This is a genomic window from Blattabacterium cuenoti (assembly GCF_014252335.1).
Lineage (GTDB): Bacteria > Bacteroidota > Bacteroidia > Flavobacteriales > Blattabacteriaceae > Blattabacterium > Blattabacterium cuenoti_AL.
In genome coordinates, this window is the sequence record NZ_CP059218.1 from 99,210 (window position 1) to 111,164 (window position 11,955).

Here is an 11,955-nt window from a genome sequence, read left to right on the forward strand (position 1 = left end):
AGAAAGACATACATATACTATACTATACCATTTTATCAGGTTGAACTAATGCATCAAATTCTTCACTTGTAAGATATCCTAATTTAATTGATTCTTCTTTTAATGTTGTATTATTATTATAAGCATTTTTTGCAATTTCTGCAGATTTTTCGTATCCAATATGAGGATTTAATGCTGTAATTAACATTAATGATCTTTCTAAATTTTCTTTAATTTTAATAAAATTAGGATACAGACCATTTATACATAAATTAGAAAATGAAATACATACATCTGATAAAAGATTTGCAGATTGCAAAAAATTATAAGCCATTAAAGGTTTATACACATTTAATTCATAATTTCCAGAAGATCCAGCTATAGAAATTACAAAATCATTACCAATAACTTGAGTGCATACCATTAATAATGATTCACATTGCGTAGGATTTATTTTTCCAGGCATAATAGAAGATCCAGGTTCATTTTCAGGTAAACATAATTCTCCTATTCCAGCGCGTGGACCAGAAGATAGACATCTAATATCATTTGAGATTTTTATTAATGAAATTGCTATTTGTTTAAGTGCTGCATGAGATTCAACTATGGCATCATGAGATGCAATAGCTTCATATTTGTTATTTGCTACTATAAATGGATATCCAGTATATTGTTTTATATATTCAACAGAAAGAGAATCAAAATTTTTTGGAGCGTTAAGTCCTGTTCCAACAGCAGTTCCACCAATAGCTAATTCTGATAAATGATATAAAGTATGTTTAAGTGATGTTAATCCATGATTTAATTGAGAAACATACCCAGAAAATTCTTGACCTAAAGTTATAGGAATTGCATCCATTAAATGTGTTCTTCCAATTTTGATAATATTATAAAATTTTTTTTCTTTCTTTTTTAATTCATCTCTTAATTGTTTAATGGCAGGTATAGTTTTAGTTACTAAGGTTGTATATGATGCTATGTGCATTGCAGTCGAATAAGTATCATTCGAGGATTGAGACATATTTACATCATCATTTGGATGTATAAAAGATTTTTCAATTCCTAATTTTTTACCAAGTAAAATCTGAGATCTATTAGAAATCACTTCATTTACATTCATATTAGAATGTGTTCCTGAACCAGTTTGCCAAATAACTAATGGAAATTGATCATCTAATTTTTTTTCCAAAATTTCATCACAAACCATAGAAATTAATTTTCTTTTTTTCTCTGATAAGAATCCACATTTATAATTAACATATGCCGCAGCTTTTTTTAAAATAGCAAATGCATAAATAATTTCTATTGGCATAGATTGTGGTGGACCTATTTGAAAATTTTTTTTAGATCTCTCAGTTTGTGCACCCCAATATTTATCTGATGGAACTTTGACTGATCCTAAGGAATCTTTTTCAATTCTAAAAATCATTTTATTTTAATTAATTAATTAAATAAATTAATTATAAATTTTTATTTAATAAAAAAAAGAAATTATTATTAGTATTAGTATGATTAAATTTATTGGATTTTTATTATTTATTATAATTACATTATCTGGTTTTTGGTGTATATTATTTTTATTATTATTTATTGTATTTTGGATATTTATTAAATTATTTGAAATTTTTTGTTTTAATGAAAAAAAATAATATCACATTGAAAATATTAAAAAATAAATATATTTGGAGTAGTTTATTATTCATAATATGGATGTTATTTTTTGATACAAATTCATTAATATTACATTGGAAATTTCATCAAAATAAACATCAATTAATTACTGATAGAGATTATTTAAAAAAAAAAATTTTGATAGAAAAAAATCATTTAAAACAATTAATTACCAATCCTAAATTTTTAGAAAAAGTTGCAAGAGAAAAGTTGTTTATGAAAAAAAATGATGAAGATTTATTTATAGTAAAAAAGAAAATTAATTATTAATATAAATTAACAAAATACTTAGATCTGATGGAGTAACTCCACTAATTCTAGATGCATGTGCTAAAGATACTGGACGATAAAACATTAATTTTTCTATTGATTCTTTGGAAAGAGATTGTATTTTATAATAATTAAAATTTTTTGGTATCATAATGTTTTCAAGATTAGATAATTTTTTAGCATTTTGTATTTCTTTATCAAGATATCCTTTATATTTAATACGAATAGACACTTGTTCTAATACTTCTTGACTAAAATTTTTATTTTCTATAATTTTTTTTAAATATGGAATATAATTAATTAATTTATTTATATTGATTTCTGGACGAGATAAAATATTATATATTTTTTTATCATTTTGAATAATAGAAGATTTCATTTTTTTTAATATATTATTTATTACTATTGGTTTAACATTAAAATGTTGAAAAATATCCATACATTCTTTTATATGTTTTTTTTTTTGATTTACTGTATCCATTTGAGATGTTGAAATTAAACCAAGTTTATATCCTAAATAAGTTAACCTGACATCCGCATTATCTTGACGTAATAACATTCTATATTCTGCTCTAGAAGTAAACATTCTATAAGGTTCATCTGTCCCTTTAGTAATTAAATCATCAATTAAAACTCCTATATAAGCTTGATTTCTTTTAAGAATAAATTGATTTTTTTCCTTAATTTTAAGATGTGCATTAATTCCAGCAATTAAACCTTGTGCTGCTGCTTCTTCATATCCAGTTGTTCCATTAATTTGTCCAGCAAAAAAAAGATTATTAATTATTTTACTTTCTAAAGTCAGTTTCAATTGTGTTGGATAAAAATAATCATATTCTACTGCATATCCAGGTTTTAAAATTTTTATATTTTCAAATCCAGATATTTTTTTTAATACTGTATATTGTATGTTGACTGGTAAAGACGTAGAAAATCCATTTAAATACATTTCTGATGTATTCAATCCTTCTGGTTCTACAAAAATTTGATGTTGTTCTCTATTTTTAAATCTATCAATTTTTTCTTCAATAGAAGGACAATATCTAGGACTTTTTCCATGAATATATCCTAAAGACATTGGAGAATATTGTAGATTTTGTTGAATATAATTATGAACTTCTACATTCGTAAATGTAATATAACAATTTAATTGTTTATTTAATGATTGTTTTTTATAAAAAAAAGAAAATTGTTTAGGTGGAATATCGCCTGATTGAGATACCATTTTATTGTACTTTAGTGAAGTACCATCTATTCTTGGTGATGTTCCAGTTTTCATTCTTCCATATTTAAATCCAAAATTTATTAATTGTTCACTAAGTCCTTTGATGTTATTTTCTGAAATTCTACCTCCATTCACTATATTTTTACCAATAAAAATTTTACCATTTAAAAAAGTACCATTTGTAAGAATGATAGATTTTCCATAAATTTTAATACCAAAAGTAGTTATAATTCCTTCTACTTTATAATTTTTAATAATTAAAGACGTAACAGTATCTTGATATAGATCTAATAAATTATGTTTTTCTAAAATAAATCTCCACGTATTAGAAAAACATTTTCTATCACATTGTGCTCTTGGACTCCACATAGCCGGTCCTTTAGATTTATTTAACATTCTAAATTGAATCATACTATTATCTGCTATTATCCCAGAACAACCTCCTAATGCATCAATTTCTCTAACAATTTGTCCTTTTGCAATACCACCAATTGCAGGATTACATGACATTTGTCCTATAGTATATAAATTACTAGTAATTAATAATGTTCTAGATCCCATTTTAGATGATGCACAAGCAGCTTCAGAACCAGCATGTCCACCACCTACAACAATAACATCATAACTTTTTGTAAACATAATTAAAATAAAATTAAATAAAATTCTTCTTTTTTATGCATATATATTTGATCAGTTATTTTTTTATCATTATATCCTACCAAATGTAATATAGCATGAATTATTACTCTATATAATTCTTGTTGAAAAAGTTCATGCCATGTGTTAGCATTATCCCGTACTCTATCGATACTGATAAATATATCACCTGAGACCATATAAGGTTCTAACATTTTGTCATTATCACTATTACTATCAAAAGATAGTACATCAGTATAATAATTCTTGTTTAAATATTTTTGATTCATTTTTAATATGTAACTATCATCACAAAAAATATAATTAATAGTTCCAATTTCTTTTCCTTCATTATTCAATATCATTTCTATACATTGAATATAATGTAATTCGTTTTTAATAAAAAAATTAGAAACTGTATAAAAAAAATTCATCATAATTTTTTAAATTTATTTAAAATTATGATCATGAAAAAGATTATACATTGGCTACCCAACATAATAACGTTATTGAACTTATTTTTTGGATGTATTTCAATTATTTTATTACAAAAACAATATTGTATTGAATCTTTTATGTTTAACTTATTTTCAATTTTTTTTGATTATATAGATGGATTATTATCAAGATTCATTAAAAATGAAAATCAATTTGGAAAAGAACTAGATTCTATGGCAGATTTAATTTCTTTTGGATTTTATCCATCCATAATTGTTTTTATGTTGTTTCAAACAAATACAATGTATGCATGGTGTGCATTTTTAATTTTAATTTGTTCTTCATTACGTTTAGCCAGATGTAATCTTTATCAAAATAAATATAATTATGGATTAAAAACACCAATCAATGCTTTATTTTTTTCTTCTTTATATGTTATTATATTTATGTCAAATAACAATACAGGATTCATGAATAAAGTAATTATTTTATCCAATATTCAAATTTTGATTATGATTTTTTTATCTTGTTATTTATTAATTTCTAAAATACATATGTTTTCTTTAAAATTTAAAGGAAAATCCTGGAAAAAAAATAATGGACGTTACATTTTTATATTTATTAGCATCATTTTTTTATTAACTTTACATTTAATAGCTATTCCATGTATGATACTTCTTTATATTATATATTCCATTTTTTATCAATTTTATCCAAAAAAAATACATTATAAAGAAAACACTGATTTATGCAATTAAAAATTAATCGTCCTATTTGTTTCTTCGATATTGAAGCAACTGGTATAAATATTGGAAAAGACAGAATTATAGAAATTTCTATATTAAAAATCTTTCCAAATGAAAATCAAGAAGATAAAACTTGGCTAATATTTCCAGAAATTCCCATACCACCAGAATCTACTGCAATTCATGGAATTAAAGATGAAGATGTAAAAGGAAAATTAACTTTTAAAGAAATCGCTACATCAATTTTCAATATGATTGATAACACAGATTTAGCAGGTTATAATTCTAATCGATTTGATATTCCTATTTTAGCTGAAGAAATGCTTAGAGCGGGTATATCATTTGATATAAAAAAACATAAAACAATAGATGTTCAAGTAATTTTTCATAAAATGGAACCTAGAACACTTTCTGCTGCCTATCAATATTATTGTAATAAAAATTTAAAAAAAGCACATAGTTCAAAAGCTGATACATTTGCTACATATGAAATATTATTAGCACAATTAGAAAAATATAAAAATCTTAAACAAGATGTCAATAGTTTAAATGTATTTTCAAATCATAATAAAATAGCTGATCTTGCTGGATTTGTTAAAATAGATTCATATGGTAATGAAATATTCAATTTTGGAAAATATAAAGGACAAAAAGTAATCGATATTTTTGAAAAGGATCCAAAATATTATACATGGATACAAAATTCTAATTTTCCACTTTATACTAAAAAAATATTTACAAAAATAAAATTCAAAACATTTAATAAAAATTAATTATTATTGTTGTGAAACAATATCTTTAAATTTTTGCAATATAAAAGAAGTTAGATTTTTTCCACGTAATAAATTTTTTGATAAAAGAGTTAACATCAAAGATTCTGTAAGAATATGAATTTTGTGGTTATTATTTGATTCTTTTAATATTTTATATATGATAGGATGATTGGTATTTATAATTAATTGATGTAATTTATCTTTATCATTTTGTTTTTGATAATTCATTTCTTTTATTCTTCTTGAATATTCAGGAATTATTATTAAAAATGGATAATCTTTTTGAGAAAGATGTTCTAATTTTATAGATAGATGATATTCTTTTATTAATGATATACTATTAACTAATGTTTTAATCGTTTCTTGTTCTTTTTCAGATAATTGAGATGTATATTGAATTGTATTTGTTTTGTGAATTAATTTATCAATATGATCTGAATCTACACGAATAAACAAAATATCTCTATATTCTAATTCTATTTTTTGTATTAAATGAATAGTTAATGGACTATCAAAAATTAATACTTCATAAGAACGTTCTGTTGCTAATTTAATTTGACTATCTTGTTTATCTTTATCGGTAGTATATAAAAAAATAATTTTACCGTCTTTATTTGTTTGTTTATGTTTGACTTTATTTTTATATTCTTCTAATAAGAAGAAATCTTCATTAACTGTTGGATAAAGAAAAAATTTATTTGCTTTTTCAAAAAAATTTTGTTCAGTTATTATACCATATTCTATAATAATTTTTATGTATTTCCAATTATGTTGAAAACTTGTTCTATCTTTTTTAAATAAAAAAAATAATTTATCTGCGACTTTTCTAGTAATATATTTTGAAATATTTTTTACAGATTTATCATATTGTAAATGAGATCTTGATACATTCAGTGGAATATCTGGAGAATCTATAACTCCTTTTAAAAAACTTAAAAAATCTGGTACTATTCCTTTTAAATTTTTAGTAATATAGACTTGATTTTTATACAAATGGATTTGATCTCTTTGTATTTCCATTGTACTTATTGATTTTGGAAAATATAATACACCTGTTAAATGAAAAGGATGATCAATATTTAAATGTACCCAAAATAATACATCAGTAAATGATTGATGTTGATATAATTCACAATAAAAATCTAAATAATCTTGATTTTTTAAATTAGAAGGTGTTTTATTCCAAATAGGATGAATATTATTCACCATAATTTGTTTATCTTTTTTATTTTCATTTTTATGAAAATAAATAGGTACAGGCATAAATTTACAATACTTGTTGAATAATTCTATAATTCTATAATTATCCAAAAATTCTTTGCTATCATCATTAATAAATAAAATAATTTCTGTTCCTCTTATTTTTTTTTTTTGTAATATTTTGATATCTATTTCTGGTGAACCTTCACATGTCCAACAAACAGTAGGATATTTATCCTGATATGATTGAGTGATAATCATAACTTTTTTTGATACCATAAAAGCAGAATAAAAACCTAATCCAAAATGTCCAATTATAGCTTTATTTGAATTATATTTATATGTTTTTATAAATTCTTCAGCACCAGAAAATGCTATTTGATTAATATATTTCGCTATTTCTTCTTCAGTCATTCCAATTCCATTATCCAAAATATGAATAGTATTATCTTCTGTATTTATACTGATATCTATTTTTAAATATCCTAAATTAATATCTATTTTTCCTAATTTTGATAAAGTTTCTAATTTTAAAATTGCATCAGTTGCATTAGCAATTAATTCTCGTAAAAAAATTTCTTTATCAGAATAAAGAAATCTCTTAATAATTGGAAAAATATTTTTCGAAGTTACACTAATTTTTTTCTTCATTATAGTTGTTTTATACAAAAAAAAAGTCTATAAATTCTTTTTTATTAAATTTTTTTAAATCATTTATTTTTTCGCCTATTCCTATATATTGAATTGGTATATTAAACTGATCTATGATACCAATAAGAACACCACCTTTCGCAGTTCCATCTAATTTTGTTATTATTATTGAAGATATTTTAACAAAAGAAGAAAAAGATTTTACTTGTTCAAAAGTATTTTGTCCTATACTTGCATCTAAAATTAATATAATTTCATGAGGTGCATTGGGTATCACTTTTTTCATAACTCGATTAATTTTAGATAATTCTTCCATTAAACCAATTTTATTTTGTAATCTACCTGCTGTATCAATTAATACAGCATCTATTTTGTGAGATATAGCAGATTGTAAAGTATCATATGCAACAGAAGCTGGATCAGAAGTAATTTTTTTGATTATAGGTATTCCTATGTGTTTAGTCCATATTTCAAGTTGATTAATAGCTGCAGCTCGAAAAGTATCTGCTGCTCCTATCATTAATTGAAATCCTTGTTGTTTCAACATAAAAGCTAATTTTCCAAGTGTTGTAGTTTTTCCAACACCATTAACTCCAATCATCATAATTACATATGGTTGATTACTCATTTCAATTTTTTGATATATAGGAATAATATCATATTGTTTTTTTATAATAATTTTATTTATTTCTTCTTTTAAAACAGTATATAAATCTTCTATTTTATTTATAGTTATATTATTTTTATTAATTCTGTGTTCAAGATTATTAATAATTTTAATAGTTGTTTTTGTTCCAATATCTGCAGATAATAATAGATCTTCTAAATTATCTAATAATGTATCTAAATTTTCTTGTTTTTTTGAAAAAATAGTTTGCATTTTTGAAAAAAACTTCATTCTAGTTTTTTCCAAATATTTTTTATTTAAAAAAAACATGTATTAAAAAATTTAATTTTTAAAAAAAAATGATTGTATTTCATTATTATGTATCATTTTTTTTTCAAAAGAATAACAACCATATTTTGATTTAATAATTCTAATAGCTAAAATCATTTTTTTTACATTTTTATTTGTTGCTATATATTTTTTATTATTCATATTATTATTTCATTTATTTTATTTCTTTATGAATAGTATATTTTTTTAAAATTGGATTATACTTTTTTAATTCCATTCTATTAGGAAATGTTTTTTTATTTTTTGTTGTAATATATCTAGAACAACCTGGAATTCCAATCTTTTTTTGTTCAATACATTCTAATATAACCTGAATTCTATTATTTTTTTTTACCATAACCATACCAATTTAATATATTTTATATTTAAAACGTTGTAATGCTTTTTCTATTCCAATTTTATTAATGATTCTAATAGCATATGTAGATACTTTTACAGTAATCCATTTTTTTTTGGTTGTTATAAAAAAACGTTTTTTACATAAATTAATTTTAAAAAATCTCTTATTTCTATTATTAGAATGAGATACTTTATTTCCTATCATGACTTTTTTACCAGTTAATTCGCAAACGTTGGACATATTATATATTTTTTTGTATTAAATTAAATATAGATAAATTATATATATATAAATAAAATTTCATGTCTGGACATAGTAAATGGTCTAATATACAACATAGAAAAATACATCAAGATTGCATAAAATCTAAAAAATTTTCAAAAATAATAAAAGAGATCTTTATTGCTGTAAAACATTTGGAATCAAAAAATTATTCTTTTCAATTAAAAAAACTTATATCCAATGCAAAATCTATGAATATACCTAAACATACTATAGAAAAAACAATACAAAAAGCGTTAAATATACAAAATTCACAGAATATAAAAACTTTTAATATAGAAGGTAAAATATTAGGTGTTAGTATGATTATAGAATGTATGACTGATAATTACAATCGTATGATGTCTAAATTAAAAAATTGTTTTAATAAAATAGGAGGTAGATTATGTAAAAATGGTGAACTAATTCATTTATTTAATCATATAGGAATCTTTTATGTAAATACAAAAAATATTAATTGTCCAATAGAAGAATTTGAATTAATGTCTATAGATTTTGGAGCAAAAGATTTCTTTATAAAAAAAAATATAATATACATATATACAGATTTTAAATCTTTTGGATTCATGAAAAATAATTTAGAAAAATTTAATATTTATTATAAATCTGAAATTCAATGGCAGGCAAAATATTTACAAAAAATCTCAAAAAATATTAAAAATAAAATAATATATTTTATTGAAACACTCAAAATGAATGAAGATATAAAACAAATTTATTGTAATATATAATAACAAGTAATATATCCTATCGCATTTAATCTTTTATAAAATTAAATGAGGAAAGTCCGGACACCAAAGAGCAGTACAATGGGTAATACCCATCCATCGAAAGATGAGGACAAGTGCAACAGAAAGGAAGTACAATTATTTTTAATAAGCTGTAGTGAAATCATGTAAACTCTGTACGGTGAAATGTCATATATACCAGAATATTTGCTCGATTGATACTGGGGGGTAGACAGATAGAGATAATAGGTAACTATTATCCTAGATAAATGATAGGAATGGATACAGAATCCGGCTTATCATATTGCTTAGTTTTTGGTAGGAGAGATGGCCGAGTGGCTGAAGGCGCACGTTTGGAAAGCGTGTACACAATTAAATAGTGTCAAGGGTTCGAATCCCTTTCTCTCCGCAATATGCAATTTTTAAGAAGAATTTTCTAAATTTTTTAATTTTTTTTCTACTAAATTTTTTCTTACTACCATAACTTTTTCTATATCTGAAGATGCAGATTCTAATTTTTTTTTAGCTTGATTTAATAAAAATCCAAATTTATTAAATTCTTGTTTAACAATTTCTAACATTTTCCACACTTCTGAGCTTTTTTTCTGAATAGCTAAAGTACGAAATCCAATTTGTAAACTATTTAACATAGCAGCTAATGTAGACGGACCAGCAAGCACTATTTTATACTTTCTTTGTAATTCTTCTAATAAATGAGAATTTTTAATAATTTCTGCATATATACCTTCAAATGGTAAAAATAATATAGCAAAATCTGTTGTATATGGAGGAGCAATATACTTTTCATTAATACTTTTAGACATTGTTTTTAAGACAGATTCCATATTTTTTTTAGCAAATTCTAATTTTTTTCTGTCACCCATTTCATACGCTATTTGAATTTTTTCATAAGTTTCTTTCGGAAATTTAACATCTATAGGTAACCAAATCATATTGCCATCTTTTAATCCTGGAAGTTTAATAGCAAATTCAACAACAAAATTAGTATTAGGGTTAGTAATAACATTACAAGCATATTGATCAGGAGATAATATTTGTTGTAAAAGCATTGATAATTGCATTTCACTAAAACTACCACATATTTTAACATGATTTAATGTTCTTTTTAATGCATTAACATCTTTTGAAAGATTTTTTACATCACTTAATCCTTGTTGTAAAGAATAAAATTGATTTTCAATAATTTCAAATGATTTTCCTAAATTAGAATTGAGAGAATTTTGCAATTTATCACTAACATTTTGTCTTATTTCTTCAAGTTTATCTTCAGTTTTTTTCACTAATTTTTCTTGTACTTGATGAAACATCATTAATTTTTCTGATTGATTACTGATATAAAAATTAATTTTTTGATCTATAAAATTTTGAAAATCTTTTATTGTTTGTGTTGTGTCGTTTTTTACTTCTTTTAAAGAATTAAAAAATGCAATTTTATCATATTGATAATTTGTTTGATGTTGAATATTTTTTAATTCAGTTTTTTTAATAAAATTCAATATAACAACAATCAACACAATAAATATTGAAGAAAATACAAAAATAACCCAATTAAACATGATTATATATTTTTCAATACAAAAATATAATAAATAAATGGATTAATGATATTATAAATAGCGGGAATAGGACTCGAACCTATGACCTTCGGGTTATGAGCCCGACGAGCTACCAACTGCTCCATCCCGCGATTATATTGAATATAATATTTTTTTTTTATAACACAAAAAAAAACCATACTATTTATCTTATCCATTCATAGATATTAAAAATTCCTCATTATTTTTTGTTTTCAACATACGCAATCTCAAAAATTCCATTGCTTCTATTGGATTCATATCAGAAAGATGTTTTCTTAAAATCCACATTCTATGCAAAGTTTTGGTATCTAATAATAAATCATCCTTTCTAGTACTAGATGAAACTAAATCAATAGCAGGATAAATACGTTTATTAGCAATTTTTCTATCTAATTGAAGTTCTTTATTTCCTGTTCCTTTAAATTCTTCAAAAATAACTTCATCCATTTTTGATCCAGTA

The 11,955-nt window shown here is 22.8% G+C and carries 13 protein-coding genes, 2 tRNA genes, 1 other RNA gene and 1 pseudogene; 6 read left to right on the forward strand and 11 right to left on the reverse strand.

The genetic code is table 11. The annotated features are described in order from the left end of the window. Positions 1 to 22: 22 nt before the first annotated feature. Positions 23 to 1,408: a class II fumarate hydratase gene (gene fumC / locus H0H37_RS00450; RefSeq protein ID WP_185882493.1), complete on the reverse strand. Its 1,386-nt coding sequence runs from the start codon at positions 1,406 to 1,408 to the stop codon at positions 23 to 25. A gap of 206 nt (positions 1,409 to 1,614) precedes the next feature. On the opposite strand from fumC, the gene H0H37_RS00455 reads away from it, so the two are divergent. Continuing rightward, on the forward strand, positions 1,615 to 1,920 hold the full coding sequence (locus H0H37_RS00455) for an FtsB family cell division protein (protein WP_185882494.1): 306 nt from the start codon (positions 1,615 to 1,617) through the stop codon (positions 1,918 to 1,920). On the opposite strand, the gene mnmG is transcribed toward H0H37_RS00455, so the two are convergent. Next, the gene (mnmG, locus tag H0H37_RS00460) at positions 1,910 to 3,784 is read right to left on the reverse strand and encodes a tRNA uridine-5-carboxymethylaminomethyl(34) synthesis enzyme MnmG (protein WP_185882495.1); all 1,875 of its coding nucleotides are present in this window, start codon (positions 3,782 to 3,784) and stop codon (positions 1,910 to 1,912) included. The genes H0H37_RS00455 and mnmG overlap by 11 nt on opposite strands. Positions 3,785 to 3,786: 2 nt before the next feature. After that, entirely contained in the window at positions 3,787 to 4,218 is a 432-nt protein-coding gene (ybeY, locus tag H0H37_RS00465; RefSeq protein ID WP_185882496.1) for an rRNA maturation RNase YbeY, read from the reverse strand. A gap of 24 nt (positions 4,219 to 4,242) precedes the next feature. Here ybeY and H0H37_RS00470 point away from each other — a divergent pair, with 24 nt between their 5' ends. Both H0H37_RS00470 and H0H37_RS00475 read left to right on the forward strand, forming a co-directional pair. Further along, on the forward strand, positions 4,243 to 4,977 hold the full coding sequence (locus tag H0H37_RS00470) for a CDP-alcohol phosphatidyltransferase family protein (RefSeq protein ID WP_317168508.1): 735 nt from the start codon (positions 4,243 to 4,245) through the stop codon (positions 4,975 to 4,977). After that, the gene (locus H0H37_RS00475) at positions 4,968 to 5,738 is read left to right on the forward strand and encodes a 3'-5' exonuclease (protein WP_185882497.1); all 771 of its coding nucleotides are present in this window, start codon (positions 4,968 to 4,970) and stop codon (positions 5,736 to 5,738) included. Before H0H37_RS00470 ends, H0H37_RS00475 begins: the two co-directional genes overlap by 10 nt. A 3-nt stretch (positions 5,739 to 5,741) precedes the next feature. Here H0H37_RS00475 and htpG read toward each other — a convergent pair whose 3' ends face one another. Genes htpG through rpmB form a run of 5 tightly spaced genes read right to left on the reverse strand, consistent with a single transcriptional unit; the run spans position 5,742 to position 9,127 of the window. Beyond that, positions 5,742 to 7,589, reverse strand: coding sequence for a molecular chaperone HtpG (gene htpG, locus H0H37_RS00480; RefSeq protein ID WP_317168509.1), 1,848 nt, complete (start codon positions 7,587 to 7,589; stop codon positions 5,742 to 5,744). Positions 7,590 to 7,599: 10 nt separating this feature from the next. Then, a complete protein-coding gene (gene ftsY, locus H0H37_RS00485; RefSeq protein WP_185882498.1) occupies positions 7,600 to 8,526 on the reverse strand; it encodes a signal recognition particle-docking protein FtsY in 927 nt (308 codons plus the stop codon). A gap of 12 nt (positions 8,527 to 8,538) precedes the next feature. Continuing rightward, entirely contained in the window at positions 8,539 to 8,688 is a 150-nt protein-coding gene (locus H0H37_RS00490; protein ID WP_185882499.1) for a DUF4295 family protein, read from the reverse strand. A gap of 13 nt (positions 8,689 to 8,701) precedes the next feature. Further along, a complete protein-coding gene (rpmG, locus tag H0H37_RS00495; protein ID WP_185882500.1) occupies positions 8,702 to 8,884 on the reverse strand; it encodes a 50S ribosomal protein L33 in 183 nt (60 codons plus the stop codon). A 12-nt stretch (positions 8,885 to 8,896) separates the two neighbouring features. Then, complete coding sequence (gene rpmB / locus H0H37_RS00500; protein WP_185882501.1) at positions 8,897 to 9,127, reverse strand: 50S ribosomal protein L28; 231 nt, start codon at positions 9,125 to 9,127, stop codon at positions 8,897 to 8,899. Between the two features lie 62 nt (positions 9,128 to 9,189). On the opposite strand from rpmB, the gene H0H37_RS00505 reads away from it, so the two are divergent. The 3 genes from H0H37_RS00505 to H0H37_RS00515 all read left to right on the forward strand — a co-directional run bounded on the left by H0H37_RS00505 (position 9,190) and on the right by H0H37_RS00515 (position 10,306). Further along, on the forward strand, positions 9,190 to 9,900 hold the full coding sequence (locus H0H37_RS00505; protein WP_185882502.1) for a YebC/PmpR family DNA-binding transcriptional regulator: 711 nt from the start codon (positions 9,190 to 9,192) through the stop codon (positions 9,898 to 9,900). Between the two features lie 3 nt (positions 9,901 to 9,903). Beyond that, positions 9,904 to 10,212, forward strand: an RNA gene (gene rnpB, locus H0H37_RS00510) — RNase P RNA component class A. 6 nt (positions 10,213 to 10,218) lie between these two features. Beyond that, a tRNA-Ser gene (locus H0H37_RS00515) sits at positions 10,219 to 10,306 on the forward strand. A 13-nt stretch (positions 10,307 to 10,319) separates the two neighbouring features. Here the strand turns inward: H0H37_RS00515 and H0H37_RS00520 are convergent. The 3 genes and pseudogenes from H0H37_RS00520 to H0H37_RS00530 all read right to left on the reverse strand — a co-directional run. Beyond that, positions 10,320 to 11,474 (reverse strand): DNA recombination protein RmuC, encoded by a 1,155-nt coding sequence (locus H0H37_RS00520; protein WP_185882503.1) that lies wholly within the window; start codon positions 11,472 to 11,474, stop codon positions 10,320 to 10,322. 58 nt (positions 11,475 to 11,532) lie between these two features. After that, a tRNA-Met gene (locus H0H37_RS00525) sits at positions 11,533 to 11,605 on the reverse strand. 58 nt (positions 11,606 to 11,663) lie between these two features. Continuing rightward, a pseudogene (locus tag H0H37_RS00530) lies at positions 11,664 to 11,955 on the reverse strand (transcription termination factor Rho); the annotation flags it as partial.